Source organism: Thermococcus sp. PK (assembly GCF_000430485.1).
GTDB classification, from domain to species: Archaea; Methanobacteriota_B; Thermococci; order Thermococcales; family Thermococcaceae; genus Thermococcus_A; species Thermococcus_A bergensis.
In genome coordinates, this window is the sequence record NZ_KE387149.1 from 634,019 (window position 1) to 651,021 (window position 17,003).

18 protein-coding genes and 1 pseudogene are annotated in these 17,003 nt (G+C 43.6%); 14 read left to right on the plus strand and 5 right to left on the minus strand.

The window, feature by feature from the left end:
- From THEPK_RS05345 to THEPK_RS05360, 4 genes are all read left to right on the plus strand, one after another.
- A partial coding sequence (locus tag THEPK_RS05345; RefSeq protein ID WP_042699243.1) for an RNA-guided endonuclease InsQ/TnpB family protein occupies positions 1 to 723 on the plus strand: 723 nt, incomplete at its 5' end.
- A 69-nt stretch (positions 724 to 792) separates the two neighbouring features.
- Positions 793 to 1,191, plus strand: a complete 399-nt coding sequence (locus THEPK_RS05350) for a hypothetical protein (protein ID WP_198011291.1) — start codon at positions 793 to 795, stop codon at positions 1,189 to 1,191.
- 259 nt (positions 1,192 to 1,450) lie between these two features.
- Positions 1,451 to 1,717: a hypothetical protein gene (locus tag THEPK_RS05355; RefSeq protein ID WP_042699246.1), complete on the plus strand. Its 267-nt coding sequence runs from the start codon at positions 1,451 to 1,453 to the stop codon at positions 1,715 to 1,717.
- A gap of 69 nt (positions 1,718 to 1,786) precedes the next feature.
- Positions 1,787 to 3,037, plus strand: coding sequence for an HD domain-containing protein (locus tag THEPK_RS05360; RefSeq protein ID WP_042699247.1), 1,251 nt, complete (start codon positions 1,787 to 1,789; stop codon positions 3,035 to 3,037).
- On the opposite strand, the gene THEPK_RS05365 is transcribed toward THEPK_RS05360, so the two are convergent.
- The gene (locus THEPK_RS05365; protein WP_042700619.1) at positions 3,030 to 3,986 is read right to left on the minus strand and encodes a transcriptional regulator; all 957 of its coding nucleotides are present in this window, start codon (positions 3,984 to 3,986) and stop codon (positions 3,030 to 3,032) included. The genes THEPK_RS05360 and THEPK_RS05365 overlap by 8 nt on opposite strands.
- 87 nt (positions 3,987 to 4,073) lie before the next feature.
- Here THEPK_RS05365 and tiaS point away from each other — a divergent pair, with 87 nt between their 5' ends.
- On the plus strand, positions 4,074 to 5,357 hold the full coding sequence (gene tiaS, locus THEPK_RS05370) for a tRNA(Ile2) 2-agmatinylcytidine synthetase TiaS (RefSeq protein WP_042699248.1): 1,284 nt from the start codon (positions 4,074 to 4,076) through the stop codon (positions 5,355 to 5,357).
- Here the strand turns inward: tiaS and purB are convergent.
- Complete coding sequence (gene purB, locus THEPK_RS05375; protein WP_042699250.1) at positions 5,354 to 6,706, minus strand: adenylosuccinate lyase; 1,353 nt, start codon at positions 6,704 to 6,706, stop codon at positions 5,354 to 5,356. The two genes, tiaS and purB, sit on opposite strands and share 4 nt — an antisense overlap.
- 185 nt (positions 6,707 to 6,891) lie before the next feature.
- Here purB and albA point away from each other — a divergent pair, with 185 nt between their 5' ends.
- From albA to THEPK_RS05415, 8 genes are all read left to right on the plus strand, one after another.
- Complete coding sequence (gene albA, locus THEPK_RS05380; RefSeq protein WP_004067437.1) at positions 6,892 to 7,167, plus strand: DNA-binding protein Alba; 276 nt, start codon at positions 6,892 to 6,894, stop codon at positions 7,165 to 7,167.
- A 113-nt stretch (positions 7,168 to 7,280) separates the two neighbouring features.
- The gene (locus THEPK_RS05385; protein WP_042699252.1) at positions 7,281 to 7,877 is read left to right on the plus strand and encodes an ArsR/SmtB family transcription factor; all 597 of its coding nucleotides are present in this window, start codon (positions 7,281 to 7,283) and stop codon (positions 7,875 to 7,877) included.
- A 58-nt stretch (positions 7,878 to 7,935) separates the two neighbouring features.
- The gene (locus tag THEPK_RS05390; protein ID WP_042699255.1) at positions 7,936 to 8,469 is read left to right on the plus strand and encodes a CBS domain-containing protein; all 534 of its coding nucleotides are present in this window, start codon (positions 7,936 to 7,938) and stop codon (positions 8,467 to 8,469) included.
- A 97-nt stretch (positions 8,470 to 8,566) separates the two neighbouring features.
- Complete coding sequence (gene psmB, locus THEPK_RS05395; RefSeq protein WP_042699258.1) at positions 8,567 to 9,166, plus strand: archaeal proteasome endopeptidase complex subunit beta; 600 nt, start codon at positions 8,567 to 8,569, stop codon at positions 9,164 to 9,166.
- A 22-nt stretch (positions 9,167 to 9,188) separates the two neighbouring features.
- Positions 9,189 to 10,280, plus strand: a complete 1,092-nt coding sequence (locus tag THEPK_RS05400; protein WP_042699260.1) for an eCIS core domain-containing protein — start codon at positions 9,189 to 9,191, stop codon at positions 10,278 to 10,280.
- A 188-nt stretch (positions 10,281 to 10,468) separates the two neighbouring features.
- Positions 10,469 to 11,740 carry a phosphoadenosine phosphosulfate reductase domain-containing protein gene (locus THEPK_RS05405; RefSeq protein ID WP_042699264.1) on the plus strand — a complete coding sequence of 424 codons (1,272 nt, stop codon included), beginning with the start codon at positions 10,469 to 10,471 and terminating at the stop codon, positions 11,738 to 11,740.
- A 266-nt stretch (positions 11,741 to 12,006) separates the two neighbouring features.
- A complete protein-coding gene (locus THEPK_RS05410; protein WP_042699266.1) occupies positions 12,007 to 13,350 on the plus strand; it encodes a cyclic 2,3-diphosphoglycerate synthase in 1,344 nt (447 codons plus the stop codon).
- Positions 13,351 to 13,508: 158 nt separating this feature from the next.
- Positions 13,509 to 13,694, plus strand: coding sequence for a PLDc N-terminal domain-containing protein (locus THEPK_RS05415; protein WP_042699270.1), 186 nt, complete (start codon positions 13,509 to 13,511; stop codon positions 13,692 to 13,694).
- On the opposite strand, the gene THEPK_RS05420 is transcribed toward THEPK_RS05415, so the two are convergent.
- Both THEPK_RS05420 and THEPK_RS05425 read right to left on the minus strand, forming a co-directional pair.
- On the minus strand, positions 13,691 to 15,622 hold the full coding sequence (locus tag THEPK_RS05420; protein ID WP_042699273.1) for a helicase C-terminal domain-containing protein: 1,932 nt from the start codon (positions 15,620 to 15,622) through the stop codon (positions 13,691 to 13,693). The genes THEPK_RS05415 and THEPK_RS05420 overlap by 4 nt on opposite strands.
- Before the next feature lie 64 nt (positions 15,623 to 15,686).
- Positions 15,687 to 16,388: an IS6-like element ISPfu1 family transposase gene (locus THEPK_RS05425; protein ID WP_011011522.1), complete on the minus strand. Its 702-nt coding sequence runs from the start codon at positions 16,386 to 16,388 to the stop codon at positions 15,687 to 15,689.
- A gap of 90 nt (positions 16,389 to 16,478) precedes the next feature.
- On the opposite strand from THEPK_RS05425, the gene THEPK_RS05430 reads away from it, so the two are divergent.
- Complete coding sequence (locus THEPK_RS05430) at positions 16,479 to 16,745, plus strand: hypothetical protein (RefSeq protein WP_042699276.1); 267 nt, start codon at positions 16,479 to 16,481, stop codon at positions 16,743 to 16,745.
- Here THEPK_RS05430 and THEPK_RS05435 read toward each other — a convergent pair.
- Positions 16,746 to 17,003 (minus strand): annotated as a pseudogene (locus tag THEPK_RS05435) (M20/M25/M40 family metallo-hydrolase); the annotation flags it as partial.

Here is a 17,003-nt window from a genome sequence, read left to right on the forward strand (position 1 = left end):
GTTAAAAATCCAAAAGGAGTTTTCCTCCACGTGGTGTTCTCAAAGGAAGTTGAAGTCAGAGAGTCAAAAGCCGTCGTTGGTGTGGACTTGAACGAGAACAATGTAACCCTCAGCCTTCCAGATGGGAACTTTATCCAGATCATCACCCACGAGAGGGAAATTAGAACGGGTTATTTCTTGAAGAGGAGGAGAATTCAGAAGAAGCTAAAAACGGGTAAAAAGAGAAAAGAGCTTTTGGAAAAGTATGGCGAAAGAGAAAGGAACAGACTAAATGACTTGTATCACAAGTTAGCAACCAAGATTGTTGAACTGGCAGAGAATTATGGTTGTATTGCCCTTGAGGATTTGACTAATATTAGAGACTCAGTCAGATACTCTGCTGAGTTGAATGGTCGCTTGCACAGGTGGAGTTTTAGAAAGCTTCAATCCATTATTGAGTATAAAGCCAAGTTGAAGGGTGTGAGTGTGGTTTTTGTTAATCCTGCTCGCACTTCATCCCTGTGCCCGATATGTGGGGGAAAGTTAAGCCCGAATGGGTATAGGGTTTTAAAATGCGAGTGTGGTTTTGAGGCTGATAGGGATGTTGTTGGGAGTTGGAATATTCGTTTGAAAGCCTTGAAGATGTGGGGAGTCTCCGTTCCCCCCGAAAGCCAGCCAATGAAGACGGGAGGCTGGAAGCCTACCCGTTATGAAATTAACACTTTACACACACTTTACGGGTAGGCAGAACGGCTAACGCTACCAGAGGACATCAAAAACGACATACAGGTTATTTTGGTAGGTGGAGAGACGTTGAGTCAGGAAATGGCCAATGCTATACTGGACAGCTTCCCAAATGCCGTTATCTTAGATGTATTTGGAAACTCTGAAGACGATGCCACAGGGAGAAGAATTGTGACCAGAAAAGGAATGGAACCTTTCACTTTCCCAGAATCACTAATACTCTTAAAAGAAGATGCGGATCCGGAGTATAAGGACTACTACGAAATATATATCACCAAAATCATGAGAGAGGGCGAACTTACTGGGTTGCCGCTCTTCAACTACAAGATTGGGGATTTAGCAAGGGTCATTGATGGGAAAGTGATTAACATCATCAGGGTAAAGGATGTAATAAGCCTTAGCGGAGCAAAGCTCCACATAGATCAGGTTATGGACATCGTTCACAGATACCGTTCTGCCTACCCGTAAAGTGTGTGTAGGGTGTTAATTTCGTAACGGGTAGGCTTCCCTCCTCCCGTCTTCATCGGAGGGCTTTCGGGGGAACGGGAACTCCCCACATCTTCAGGGCTTTCAGCAGTCTCCATTCGGGCTTAACTTTCCCCCACATATCGGAGACTGCCACACCATCAAAAAATATGACTCAAAACCATTTAAGCTTTACGGAACCAAAAATATTCAAATGTTCCGGTAGTTATCGTTTAAAGAACAGCCCTTCTTAGTGGACTTCGTGATAATCTACCACCCCCTCTCACCGGACAATCCAAAACCAAAAGCCATAATAAAAGTCGGATACGTGGGAGAGAAGCCAGCTGGCATAGAAGATGAGATAAGAGGGCTGATATACGAAGCAAACAACCCAGTTAGATATGAAGTAGAAGAGGCCAAGTCATCGGAGCTAATAGTTGAAGCTGTGCCAGCGGAGAAAGTAAGAGAAGGTTTGCCCCAAAAGCCGGGAAAAACAAAGAGAATTTTTATAGTCGGAAGGGACATTTAATCCCATTTTCTCTTTTTTCATGGTAAATTATTTAACTTAAAAGTCCCAAGTCTATTCTAGGTGAGAATTATGAAGCCAAAGATAATTCACGACCCCATTCATGGAAGTATGAAGATAAGCGGGCTCATTTTGGACCTCATAAAAACTCCGGAATTTCAGAGGCTTAGAAATATAAAGCAGCTTGGGCTTGCGTATCTTGTCTACCCCGGCGCAAATCACTCTCGCTTTGAGCACTCATTAGGCACATACAACATTGCAAAAAGGCTTGCCATGGAACTGGGACTTAGCGAAGAGGAAAAAACCCTCCTAGAGACAGCAGCGTTGCTTCACGATATTGGCCACGGTCCGTTTTCACACACCTTCGAGCAGATATACGAGCACTATGTGAGGGAATACGATCATATGCATCTCGGCCAGAACATCATCCTTGGAAAGATCGACATAATAGACGGGGAGATAGAAGAAAGGCAGTTCATACCTGAGATACTGGAATTTTACGGCTATGAGCCAAAGGAAGTTGCCGACCTTATTCTGGGCAAATATGGAAAAAGATATCTCGGACAGGCACTGCATGGAGACGTGGATGTAGACCAGCTAGACTACCTCATTAGGGACGCCCACTATACCGGGGTGGCCCATGGAATAATCGACCTTGAGAGGCTTCTGAAGGTTCTAAGAATTCACAACAATGAGCTTGTTGTTGACGAGAAGGGAGTCGAGGCAGTTGAGGGTATGATGGTGGCCAGAGCGCTCATGTACTCTAGGGTTTATTTCCACCACACGGTAAAGATAGCAGAGGGAATGCTGACCAGAGCTCTGGAATTTGCCCTTGAAGACGGCCACCTCTGGGAGTTCTGGAAGATGACAGACTGCAGAGTCCTTGTAGAGCTTGAAGATTTGGAGGGCTATCCAAGGGAAATCGTAAAGCGCATTAAGTACCGCGACTTGTTTAAGGCCGCACTGCTGCTGGGGGCTGATGAACTTACCGCCGAGGAAAAAAGAGAACTGTTGGCAGTTTATAGAGACATAAAGAAACGCCAAGAGCTCGAAAGGAAACTAGCAGATGCTGTGGGAGCGAAGGAAGGAGAGGTAATTATAGAATTCTCAACGGCTGACCTAATGCTTACCGAGCCGAGATTGAAGTCAACGGAAATTGGTGTGGTAATGCACACTGGAGAAATAAAGCCTTTAACAAAGGTCACCCCCCTAGCAAACGCCCTCAAGAGAAGGCAAACACCCAGATGGGCAGTAATGGTTGCCTCGCCATCAAAATATGTCGACAAGATTAGAGACGTGTGGAGAAAGGTTTTCTTCAGCTGAATATCTTTCTCTTTATCTCTTTCTTGAGTTCTTCAATCATCTCAATAAGCTCGTCGGCATCCCTAATCTCGTTGAGCTTCTCCTTTGGGATGAGAGGAATTTCTCCCACAACCTCGGTTTTAGTCCTTTCGAGGATAAACAGCCCGTCGCTCTGGATAATTTTGCTAACTTCATCTACTATTTGAGCCCTTTTCACAGTCGATAACGTCTTTCTTTCACTTATGCCTGTTAAAATCTTCACTCCCCCTTCCTTTGAGATGGCATCAAAAGGAGCTTTTTTGATTTTTATGACCCCCATTCCAAACTCTTCCAAGCGTTTGAAGACTTCCCTTTCAAGGTCTGTCTCCGGTTCAACCTCCATCTTGGCCTCGACTCTTGCGTTAAGAACATCGATGGGCTTTGCAACCGGGGCATCGAACAGCTCCTCAAGCCTCAGAGCAACCTCAAGGCTCATGGCCTGCTCTCCTTTCTCATAGTTCTGGAGGCTCTTCCTTGAAACTCCAAGAAGTTCAGCGAGCTCTCCAACGCTATAGCCGTGTCTCTCTCTAAGCTCTCGCAGATATTCACCGTTAACCCTTACGTAAAAACCGCCCCTCTCGGCAAAGATTGCAGGCAGTTCGTTTTCCACAAGGATATCATAAAGAGTCTGTGGGTTTAGAGCATAGATTCCGTGTCTTTCGTAAACAACCCCTTCTTCGAGTTCTTCGTTTTTAGACTTTAACCCCACGATCAGAGGAGAGGCCCCAAAGAGCTTGGCTAGGCGCTTCAAATCCTCTGCCTGCTCCTCCGTAAAGGAGTCTATATTTTGGAGAACTTTCACGAAGAGCAGCAAAAAGAGCCTACTAGCAACTAGGTCAAAGCACGAGCCTTTAAACTCCATTCTCGCAACCTTAAATCCAGTCCCCTTGAATATGGTTTCAACAATTCGTAGCAGTCTCTCTTTCTCCATCATATCATTTATAAATAGGGGTAGGGGATTTAAAAGTTTCCTCTCAATGGATAAACTTTTAACCATTCAGCATATCCTAAGGGAATGATGAAGCTTCACATAGGCATTGACGACACGGATTCACCAGATGGGATGTGCACCACTTATCTAGGTGCCCTGCTGTATAGAGAGATCTCCAGGGTAGCGGAGCCTTTAGACCTTCCAAAGCTCATCCGTCTAAACCCAAACGTACCGTACAAGACAAGGGGAAACGGAGCTGTGGCAATGAGTTTCGAAGTGGAAGATGAGGAGATTCCAAAGATAAAAGAGCTTGTTCTGGATATGGTTGAGGAGTTATCAGACTTTAATCATGAGAACACAAACCCCGGAGTTGTATTTCTGGAGGGAGAAATTCCCAAAGAACTGGAAGAGTTTACGTATAAGGCTATATGGGATCACGTTACCATTGAGGACGCTGAAAAAGTTGCGAGAGGAGTAAATGCAGAAATCCACAAGTTCAAGCTCGGCAGGGGTATAATTGGAGCCCTTGCGGCAATCGGCCACCCGCTGAAGAACTTTACCTATGAACTCCTAGCATACAGGAAAAGGGAATTCTGGGGAAGTAAAAGAAGAGTCAAGGAAGATAGTGTTTTTGAAACCGATAAATTAACTTATCCCTTCACATATGATAACGTCGACCCCTTCAAGGGGAGCGTTCTGATAACTCCCCACGGAAAAGACCCCGTTCTGGTTGGAATTAGGGGAATAGATAAGAATCGGGTTTTGTGGACATTTGAAAACATCATTATTGAAGAACCCGTAGAGTTCTTCCAGATTTATAAAACAAACCAAAATACAGACGACCATTTGAGGTTTAAAAAGATCGGCGAATTAAAGCCCTTGGAGAGTGCCGTTGTAAGAGGAAGAGTTAGTAGAGAATACTGGGAGAAAGGAAGGCACGTGTTTTTCGAGCTGAGTGATGATACCGGCACAATCAGGGTTGCAGCCTTTGAGCCCACCAAGGGATTTAGAAAATACGTTAGGATGTTAATTGAAGGCGACGAGGTCATTGCAGCCGGAGGAGTAAAGGAGTTCGAGGGTGTTTTGACCCTCAACTTGGAAAAATTCTACCCGATAAGGCTTGCCGAAAAAATAGTTTATGAAAAGCCAAAATGTCCAAAGTGTGGGGGAACAATGAAAAGCAAAGGGGACTACCTGAAGTGCAAAGAATGCGGACACAGAATGCCAAAAGTTCTGATTCCAAAAAGATTACCCCGCCAGCTTGAGAAAAAAATCTATGAAGTGCCACCTGATGCAAGAAAGCACCTTTCCAGACCGCTCGTCCTTCCGCTTGGAGAGGAAAAAATTTTGGAAGCAGCTGAGAGGAACTAACTTCTCTCTCTTCTCTCGACCTCTTCTATGTAGGCTATTACGTTGTCCACTATCTGGGGAGCCAAGCCTATGTAGTTTTCTGGCTTTAGGGAGTTTAAATCGTCTTCAGTGAGATATTTCATAGCTTCACTCTCTTTAACCACTTCTAACAGATCTCTTCCCTCTTCAAATGCTTTCATGGCGAGTTTTCTCACTAGTTCGTGAGCCTCCTGCCTCCCCATGCCCTTCTCCGTAAGCTTGAGCATCAGCGGTTCGGCCATTATCAGGTTCTTTGTGAGGTAAAGATTTCTCTTTATATTCTCAGGGAAGAACTCCAGGCCGGATAAGACCTTCTTCATACTCTTCAACATCTCATCCAAGAGTATAAACGTCTCTGGAAGGATAACACGCTCAACTGAAGAGTTAGTAAGGTCTCTCTCGTGCCACAGCGGATTGTTGAGTAAGGCTGGAATAACGTTGGAATAGATAACCCGTGCAAGCCCGCTGACTTTTTCACACCTTATCGGGTTCCTCTTGTGCGGCATTGTTGAAGAGCCAACCTGCTTCTTTCCAAAGGGTTCGCTGACTTCAAGAATCTCAGTTCTCTGGAGGTTTCTTATTTCAAGGGCTATTTTGTCGAGGGTTGAAGCTATTAAGGCCAGAATGCTCATGAGTTCTCCGTAGATGTCTCTCTGAATTATTTGGTTGCTTATTCTTGCAGGCTTAAGGCCAAGATCCTCCATAACTAAACGCTGAAGTTCAAGCCCTTTTTCGCCAAAAGATGCCATTGTTCCAACAGCACCGCTCATCTGCCCTACAAGGATTCTCTTCTTGGCCTCTTCAATTCTATCAATATGTCTTTGGATTTCATCTAGCCAGATGGCAAACTTCATCCCATATGTGGTTGGAACGGCATGCTGGCCGTGAGTTCTTCCAATGCACACAGTATATTTGTGCTCCTTTGCTAGCTTTTTGAGTATTGAACGGAGCTCCCTAAGATCTTTTAAAACAATCTCCAAAGAGTCTTTAATAAGAAGAGCGTTGGCGGTGTCTATTATATCATTGGAAGTCGCTCCAAGATGGACGTATTTCCCATGTTCTCCACAAACTTCACTTAAAGCCTTAACGACTGCCATTATGTCATGATGTATTTCCTCCTCAATTTCGTTGACCCTTTCGACTTTTACCCAGTTAGTATTGGCCCTTTCACTGATTATTTTTGCACTTTCTTCAGGGATATTACCTAGTTGTGCGTGAGCCCTAGCTAAAGCAGCTTCAACATCAAGGAGTTTCTGAAGCTTATTTTCTTCCTCCCAAATGCGTTTCATCTCCTCACTACCGTACCTGTAATCAATTGGATGAATAGCCATCGTATCACCAATTTTTTGTAATAATCAACCTTAAAAAGATTTTCTAATGTACACAAAGATGTTAAAACTAAAACTCGGTTTCTTGAGTTTTTAGGACATATTTGGAAACTCTGGTATTTAACCGAAAAGTATTTAACCACATATCCAAAGTTTGCTATTGACAAAACTTTCGGAGGGTGTCAAAAATGGCAGAGGAGCATGTTGTCTTCATAGGAAAGAAGCCTGTTATGAACTATGTATTGGCCGTAATAACCCAGTTCAACGAGGGTGCAAAGGAAGTTAGCATCAGAGCAAGAGGTAGGGCTATCAGCAGGGCCGTTGACGTTGCAGAGATCGTCAGGAACAGGTTCCTCCCAGAAGTTAGGGTCAAGGAGATAAAGATCGGCACAGAGGAGCTCCCAACAGCTGATGGAAGAACAGCCAACACTTCAACAATCGAGATCATCCTCGAGAAGCCATGAACTTAGCTTTTCTTTCCTTTTCATAACTTTACTCAGATTTTTTATTTCAACCCCTTTTGAAGTGAAAACAAAGGTTTTAATATTTTTATTGCCAAATAATCCTGGTGTAGCAGGTGGAATTTGAAACAATTGATGTGAGAGATGAGAAGGCTAAAGAACTGGCCCAAATTCTTGCAAATGAAACTTCACTTCTAATACTGGGACTCCTGCAAGAAAAGACGCTTTCAATGTCAGAAATAGCAAAGGAGCTCGGACTCCCAATGTCAACCGTTTCTTATCACATAGATAAAATGGTGAGGGTAGGGCTTGTAGAGATTGCAGGGAAGAAATACGGGAAGAGGCTACAAGAGGTGAAGCTTTACAGGGCTGCATCAAAGCCAATTCTTCTGCTTCCTAGAGGAATGTCAGTTAAAAAACGTTTTCTAGGAGTTCTTGAGAAAATACAGATTATAAGCTTGGGAATAGCCGGGCTTCTAGCTTCGGGAGTTTATGTACTATTTGACAGGCTCCTCCAAGAAGAACCCCAGTTAGCTGCCAAGAATGCAACATACGCTATTGAACGAGCCCCTTCTCCAGGGCTTGAGGATATTAACGAAACGGTTACACCCAAGTTAGTTGAGAGTTCACCAATACCATACATTTTGGCGATTTTAGTATTTATGGTAGGATTTTTCTTAATTTCTCGATACCTAATGAAAAAGAAAATTTAATCCCAAAACATTTTTAAGTTTCTTATCGTAGTTCAATATGAATCAGGAGGGAATAACAATGATGCCCAAAATTACTGTGGAGCAAATAGTTAAAAGGAAGGCAGTTGTTGTTAGACCAACCGAAACTGTTGAAAAAGTTGCGAAAATTCTCGCAAGGAACAAAGTAAGCAGTGCGGTTGTTATGGACAAAGACGAGATAATAGGTATCGTTACGGACAGAGACATTCTCAACAAAGTAGTTGCCAAGGGGAAGAATCCCAAAGAGGTAAAAGTTAGTGAAATAATGACAAAAACCCCCATAACGATAGAATACGACTATGATATTCAGGATGCAATCGAGCTTATGATGGAGAAAGGAGTTAGAAGGCTCCTCGTAACAAAGCTTGGAATGCCAATGGGATTTGTAACAGCGGCAGATCTCCTTGCAGCGGTAAATACTTACAATCACAAGGAAGAGGAAGCTGAAAAAGAAGAGGGAGAAGTCTATGGGATATGTGAGGTCTGTGGGCAGTATGCTCAGCTCCACAGGGTTGTCCACGAAGGCTATGAAAGATGGGTCTGCGAGAGCTGCAAAGACATGCTTGAAGGTTGAATACTCCTTCGATTATTTTTAAATCCGCTTTAGCTTAGCTTATATTCCCAAAGGTTTAAAACTCTTCTAAGGAATACACATCTAGAGGTGAGAGGATATGGAAAAGAAAACCGGAACAACCACTGTTGGAATTAAATTGAAAGATGGAGTAGTATTGGCAGCGGATACTCAAGCTTCTCTCGATCACATGGTGGAGACACTCAACATAAAGAAAATTTTGCCAATAACTGACAGGATAGCAATAACAACCGCAGGAAGCGTTGGTGATTTGCAGGCTTTAGCGAGAATGCTCGAAGCTGAAGCGAGGTATTACCAGTTTACCTGGGGAAAACCAATGACAGCAAAGGCTATGGCAAACCTTCTTAGCAACATACTCAACGAGAGCAAATGGTTCCCCTACATGGTGCAAATAATCATCGGCGGCTACGTTGAGGAGCCAACACTTGCAAGCCTCGATCCTTTGGGAGGGCTTATCTTTGATAACTACACTGCAACGGGCTCTGGGAGTCCGTTTGCAATAGCGATACTTGAAAACGGGTACAAGGAAGATATGACAATCGAAGAGGCTAGAGAATTGGCTATAAGGGCAGTCAGGACAGCGGGTAAGAGAGATGTTTACACAGGAGAAAGGAAAATTCAAGTGGTTACAATAACCAAAGATGGCATGAAGGAAGAATTCGTCGAGTTTAAGGAGTGATTTTTGCATTTCTGGTGGTTAAATGAGGAACAAATCTCTCCTTGCCCTTTTTCTCATAGGCATTTTCTTTATTGCGTTTTTGTATCACAACTACTCCTATCCAAGCGAAGATGCTCAGCAAGTGCTTCAGATAGCCTCCAACATATCGAAAGAAGTTGAGGAAATAAGAGGACTTAGTTTTAAGGAGAATCCAAAAATAATTGTCCTTACTAAGGAAGAAGCCCTTAAAAAATGGGGTCCAAGCAGAGAGGATTACCAAGAGATCAAAAAGTGGGAACTAATATACAAGATGACTTTTCTTGTTCCGCCCGACTATAACCTCACAAAAACAAGAGAAAAAGAAACTGCCTCATGGATAGCAGTTACCTCCGGGAATAAAGTTTACATAATCTCGGAAAACTTTTTTAAAACAGGAGATACCGCCAAAAGAGTTCTGGCTCATGAATTTACCCACGTGATACAAAAGCAGTACTTCGATCCAAAGTACCCAGAAACACTTGACGGTAGCCTTGCTATTAAAGCCCTAATTGAGGGTGATGCAGACTTAACTGCCGACCTTTATTGCAAGAAGCACGGCATCAGAATAGAAAAAATAACCTCCTTATACCTCAAAGACCCTCCCATAAACTTTGGGTACTTTCCCTATGTTTTTGGTGACAAATTCGTCGAGTACCTCTACCAAAAAGGAGGTTGGGAGCTTGTTAATGAAGCCTACACCAATCCACCACAAACAACCCAGCAGATAATGCATCCAGAACTTTATTTAGCCAAAGTTCTTCCCCAAGAAGTAGAGATAAGCTTAGGCAGGGATTACAGAATAATCCACGAAGATCGACTCGGGGAGTTCTATTTCTATCTCCTTCTTGTGACTAATGGCGTAGACCAAGAAGAAGCTTCAAGAATATCTATAGCATGGCGGGGAGATAGAATAATCCTAGCGGAAAACTCCACACACTATCTGGTGATATGGAAGAGCCTTTGGAACGATGATAGAGCTCTTCAGGAAATCCAAAACCTTCTCACTAAAAAGGCTAATGAGTCAACCAAAGTGGAAGCCCAAGTAACGGTTAGTGGAAATGAGCTTATGCTTAAAACAATACTACCAAAACAATAGGTGTTCTCTTATGTCTAGTTTTGTACTGTTCCCCTCGAGGTACTCGTCCGGGCAGATAACGGGAAAAGTTTCTTCACAAGCTTAAGCTGAAAAGGAAACCTGTTTCAGAAGAAAAAATAAGCTGCTGGGATTTTTGACGACTTCTATCCGCGGAAAGATTTATAAGTTCTCTTTTTGAACATCCCCTCATGTTCAATGTCATAGTCAGGGCGAGGAAAGACTCCAAGGCGGTTAAATATATAAATGAGCGAAACTATGGCGGTTTTCTGAAGGTCTCAAGTCTCGGCGGTGGAAGGAGATTTGAAGAAGTAGAAGATAAGCTTAAAGAGGTCTTAGAGCATCCTTACATTCCCATTCTTCTCTTTGGGGAAAAGGAGAAGGAGTTAATGAGAGATGTCATAAGGTTTGTTATGGAAACGGAAAGACCCTTCTATGCACGCTCATTGAGAACCAAAAAGGTCAGAAACATGAGGGTTGATGAGCTTTATGCCAACCTTGAGGAGATAAAGGCACGCTTTAGGCTAGGACTTGAATGGAAAGAAACCTACGTCCTCAACCCCAAAAATACATTCGGAATTGAGATACACCCGGATTACGACCTGTATCTGGCTGTTGGAGATGACTTTAGGAAGTCCATGAAAGAAATCCTCGATGTAGACCTTGGGGAGACTTCTCTTGTACTAAGAAAGCTCTTAAACCAAGAGGTCTACTTTTCTGGCCCAAACAAAGTTGCTGAAGTGAGCAAAAAGCTTGGAGTGCTTACTGAAGTCTTATGGAAATGTCCCTGTACTGAAGATGTATCTCTCGAATCGATCATTGAGGCGAACAAAGGATATATTGAAGCATTTGTGGAAGCCAGCATGACCTTTCTGAGGCAGTTTGAGGGATACGATATAATCGTGCCGTGGAGTGGGGGTAAAGACTCAACAGCTACACTTATACTTGCTAGCGAGGTATTTAGAAAAGTTAGCGCGGTTTATGTTCATATGGAGTATGAGATGCCTGAAACTGAGGATTACGTAGAGAAAGTTGCTAAAAAGCTTGGTGTGGAACTCATTAAGGTTGATGTCCCAATGCCCATAGACAAATTTGGAATGCCCTCTCATAGGAACAGATGGTGTACAAAGATGAAGGTAGAGGCACTCTACAGTGTGGTAAAAGAATTCGAAAATCCCATTATTGTTGTTGGCGATAGGGACAGTGAGAGCGCCAAGAGGAGGTTAAAACCACCGGTCATCGAGAGGAAAACTCAATTTGGTAAAATTTTGGAGATTATGCCGATAAAGTTCTGGAGCGGAATGATGGTTCAGCTCTTCATTCTTATGAGAGGGTTTAAACTCCATCCACTCTATTATGAAGGCTTTTATCGCCTTGGTTGTACAATTTGTCCGAGCTTAGCAGAGTGGGAAGTTGAACTGCTGAAAAGAAGAGGAATAAAGAATCTTCCCAAAGGCTACTGAGGAAGGCAGATTATAGCTCTTAGATGGAAAAATATTCTGCTCCAGCTTATGAAGAAGCTAGATACAATCCCTATGGTTCCTCCCTTAAATCATCTCACTTTGGGACAAATCACGAGGATTACTAAGCATTTCTTGAATGTTTTTCAGTTTTCTCTTGCTCATACCGAAGAGTTCACGCCAGAAACTTGCATCATTAAACAAAAATAGTTATAAATGCCAAAATTCAAACACTATTCGCCTAAATCAAATATTTTGAGGTGATAGAAATGGCCGAAAAGAAAAGAAAGAGGGTCGTAATTCTTGGTGCGGCAGGAAGGGATTTCCACAACTTCAACACGTTCTTCAGAGACAATCCCGAATATGAAGTGGTAGCTTTCACAGCCACCCAGATTCCAGACATCGAGGGTAGAATTTACCCACCAGAGCTTGCTGGTGAGCTTTATCCAAACGGAATCCCAATATGGAACGAAGATGACCTTGAAAAGATAATCAAAGAACACGACATTGACATAGTTGTGTTCGCTTACTCAGATGTTTCCCATGAACACGTTATGCACCTTGCCTCAAGGGCACATGCCGCTGGTGCTGACTTCTGGCTTCTCGGACCAAAGAGCACAATGATAAAGAGCACCAAGCCAGTTGTAGCAGTTACAGCCGTTAGAACAGGTTGTGGAAAGAGCCAAACATCAAGGAAAGTTGCCCAGCTCCTCCAAGAGATGGGCTACAAAGTAGTTGCCATAAGACACCCAATGCCCTATGGAGATTTGAGAAAGCAGGTTGTCCAGAGGTTTGCAACCTTTGAAGACCTCGACAAGTACGAGTGCACTATCGAAGAGAGAGAAGAATACGAGCCATACATAGAGAGGGGCATGGTCGTCTATGCTGGCGTTGACTACGAGAAGATACTCCGCGAGGCGGAGAAAGAAGCCGACATAATCCTCTGGGACGGAGGAAACAACGACTTCCCATTCTACGTTCCAGACCTCTGGATAGTAGTTACCGACCCGCACAGACCTGGACACGAGCTTAAGTACCACCCAGGTGAGACCAACTTCAGAGCAGCCGATGTGATAATTATAAACAAGATTGATACAGCAAACAGAGATGACATTCAAAAGGTAAGGGAGAGCATAGAGAAAGTCAACCCGAACGCCATTGTAATCGAAGCCGCTTCCCCAATCTTCGTTGACAAGCCAGAGCTCATTAAGGGCAAGAGAGTTCTCGTGGTTGAGGATGGTCCAACACTCACACACGGTGGAATGAAATACGGAGCAGGCTACGTTGCAGCCAAGAAGTTTGGAGCCAAGGAGATCATCGACCCAAGACCCTACGCCGTTGGCTCAATAGTTGAAACATACAAGAAGTACCCACACCTCGACGTTATCTTACCAGCAATGGGCTACGGTAAGAAGCAGATCAAGGAGCTTGAGGAGACCATCAACAGAGCAGATGCAGATGTGGTCATCATGGGAACCCCAGTTGACCTTAGAAGATTCATGAACCTCAACAAGCCAGCCGTCAGAGTCAGGTACGAGCTTGAGGAGATAGGATATCCAAAACTCAAGGACATTCTCAAGGAATTCGTAGAAAAGCACGTTAAGAAGGAGTGAATTCTTTCCTTTCTTTTATATTCTGACTTCTAAGTCAAGTTTGACACCATGCTCTTTTGTCCTATACTCCAATTGGTGCCCCATGATTTGTGTTTTGTTTTCGTTTACTCTTTCTAATTAGAAATCTTTATAAAGTTCGATGGTAACAAGGTGAAATCATGCTGGGAATGTGGTGGACAATAAGTTTGATAATTGGGCTTTTGAGCCTCTTATGGGTGGCTTACGACATCGCCAAAAACCAAAAAGACATGGGCACTGGCAGAAAGGTTCTATGGATAATTGTGGCACTGCTGTTCGGTCTAATTGGAGCTGCTGCATACTACATTGTGGAGAAGAGGGATTAAGTCCCTTCAACTTTAATTTTTTCTCCCCTATAAAACTCTATAAGGTGTCTCTTCATTGACGCTAAAGTTACAGGCTTTAGTGTTTCTCTCATCCAATCCGGCAAATCCCTTTGAATTGACCTCCAGAGCAAGCGGTAATCCAAGACTATTATCGCACCTTTTTCGTCTTCACTTCTGTGCACCCTTCCGGCGGCCTGAACAAGCTTCCTGTGGGCCGGCAAGATGTAACCATAGTACCTTCCCTTTCCGGGGAACTTGTTTTCGAAGTACCTTATTTGGGCTTGAACTCTCGGCGTTGGCCTTGCGTAGGGAATACCCACAAGAACAACACCGTTCATTTCATCTCCGCTGTAATCCTGCCCTTCACTGTTCCTTCCACCCATGACTCCAAGCAAAACAGCCCCCTCTCTTTTTGCCTCCTCCTTAAATGCCATAACCAGAAGGTCATTCTCCTTTGAAGAAGCCCCCTTCTGCTCAATGAACACCTTTTTTCCGCTCTCTTCCTGTATCTGCACATCCACATTTGCCGATAAAAGCCCCTCAAGGACTTCATAAGAAGCCGTAAAAACGCCCACGTTCTTTGGGATGAGCTTCACCGCTTCGACAATATATCTTGCAAGCTTCTTGTAAAGTTCAAGGTTCCTCTCATCTCCTCTAGTAGAAACATCTTTTGCAACCAGGACAAGAGCGTTTTCCCTCTTAACCATCCTCGGGAATTTTTTAAGTTTGCCCTCTACTCCCATTATATCCGCAAAAGCTTCTAGAGGGCTCAGCGTTCCTGACATGAAAACTGCTGACTGAACATGCCTGATAAAGCTCAAAGCCTTTGAGGGATCCAACGCCACAAGCTCAAGAGAAAACCCTTTATCTCTGCTCATCAAAAACAGGTAATCCTCCTTCCCGATAAGGGCAAACCAAAGGAGCAAAAACTCCCCTACCCTTCCGACATAGCTCCTCGGAGGAAGGTTTCTCTCGATTTTGTCTTCTCTTATCGCATCTCCTGCCTTTACCATCTGATCGAGAATCCTAATGAGCTGCTTCTCGTTGATCCCCAAGACGTCAAAAACATGGTAAAAAATGCTTTCGGGGAGTATGGGAACTTCTTCAACCTTCACATCCTTCAATTTTTCCTGGTAAAGATTTTCCAGCCCCTTCAGAAAAATACTCAAAAAATTCGCTATTTCGTGCTCCTTATACTCGTCAGCTTCCTTTATGGCCCTGTTGATGCTGTGGATGCTTATCCTATCACTGAGGGCGTTTATTGCCTGATCGGGTAGGTTGTGCGCCTCGTCGAAGATCAATATCAGGTCAGAATAATCAAAATCAAAGTAGCTCATAAAGTTCTCCCTGATGGAGGGATTTATCATATAAAGGTAGCTAGCCACTATTACATCAGAGCTCAGCGCAATCTTTCTGGTAACTTCATAAGGACAGAAGTCAAACATTTTAGAATATGTGAGCACCGCTATGGGCTCTGCAGGCGTCTGAATGAAGTACTGGACAAGTTCGTCAAATTCTTCCTTCTTTTTCTTTAAGTTTTCAAAAAACTCGCATTTGCCAAGCTTTTTGAGATTTTTGCAGACTATCATCGCGTTGTAAGCGTCGGGGGCAAAGTTTTGGATATACTGGTGAAGGCAAAGTTCTTTTCTGCTCCTGAACTCAACTCCGCTTACATGGGTTTTCTTGCTTATGGCTTTGAGCTCTTCTATAACTCTGTCCATCTGCTTATGCGTTCTTGCGAGGTAGATTATCTTGTATCCCATCTCCTTGGCATAGGGCAAAGCTCCAGCCAACACACTTACAGTTTTTCCAAAACCGGTGGGGGCTTCAACGACAAGATTTTCCCCATTTCTTACTGCACTGTCAACTAACTTGATGAATTCTTCTTGATTTGGCCTTAAGGACTGGTATGGGAAATATTCGCTCATCTTAACTCAACAAAAAAGTTATTAATGAGGGTTTTTAACTTTTCCCAAAGTGAGGAGGATACTGTTAGGATAACTGGGGCATCACCTCCTGAAGCCATTCAGTAACATCACCAGGCGGATCACCAAAACTAGAATGAATTCTGACAAAATTATACCAGAAGGCAAACAGAAAAACAAACCTATGAACCCTCCTCCAGTCTTTACCCCTGAAATTATTCCAGAAACGCTTCGTCCTCTCCTTCAACGTCCTAAACCAGCGCTCAACACTGTTCCTCGGCCCGAAAGTCACATGCAGATAACCCAACCTCAAACTCTTAAAAGCAGACTTATACCAGCTCGCCCTGTCAACCAGAAAGACAGGCTGCCCTTCACACGACTTTAAAACAACCAGAATGAAATCCCTGGCAACCCACCAGTTTCTAACAGTCGTAATCCAGACTGCTAAAACTTCCTTGCTCTCAACGTCAATTGCAGCCCAGAGGTATCTTTTCTTCCCGTTGATTTTTATTACTGTTTCGTCAACTGCGATGAAGTTTCGCTGTTTTTTGACTGCGAGGATTTTTGGCTTGTAAACTGCTTCTGCGAGTTTTTGGACTGCCTCCCAGACTGTTACGTGACTGATTTTGAGTATTCTGGCGGTTTGCCGGTAACTGAGGCCTCGCAGGTATAATTCTACTCCCCTGATTTTCTTTTCTGGTGGGATTTTGTTGCGACGAAAGGGTTTTAAGGCTGAAACCACCCAGTAAATAATGGTTTCAGACTTCATGTTCCCCCTTCTTTTTCTAAAGTACTGCCAGTAACTTAAACCTGACACCCCACAGCTTATCCTAACAGTATCGTGAGGAGAGGGAGTAAAATGGAAGAATATCAAAAAAAACTGATAGAGGCTGGAATTGAGGGAGCTATAATCACGGTTTTAGCTTACCTTTTCTACTACCAGAACTACCTTCTCTACAAGTGGCATCGCGGTCTTCTGTTGCCGTCAAAAATTCCCTTCGTAATAGCTGGAATTCTCACAGGAGCGGCTTATTTCATTTACAAACTCTACAAAATCTACCCCATGATGCAAAAGGAGAAAATAGCGAATGTAATAAGAGAAGAAGAAAACTTAGAAACCATTTAATCAAATCTCAAGCTCGTGTATGTGCTCAAGGATCTTTACCATGAGCTTAACGCTTGCATCTACGTCCCTCTCATCAACGACTTCAGCGTTCGAGTGGATGTATCTTGAGGGAATGCTTATTGCCCCGGTTGGCACACCAGCCTTGTTAAGGTGTATTGCACCGGCATCAGTTCCTCCGCCGAGAAGGATGTCCCACTGGTATGGAATCTCGTACTTCTTCGCGAGCTCTTCCATCCATCTGACTATCTTTGGATGGCA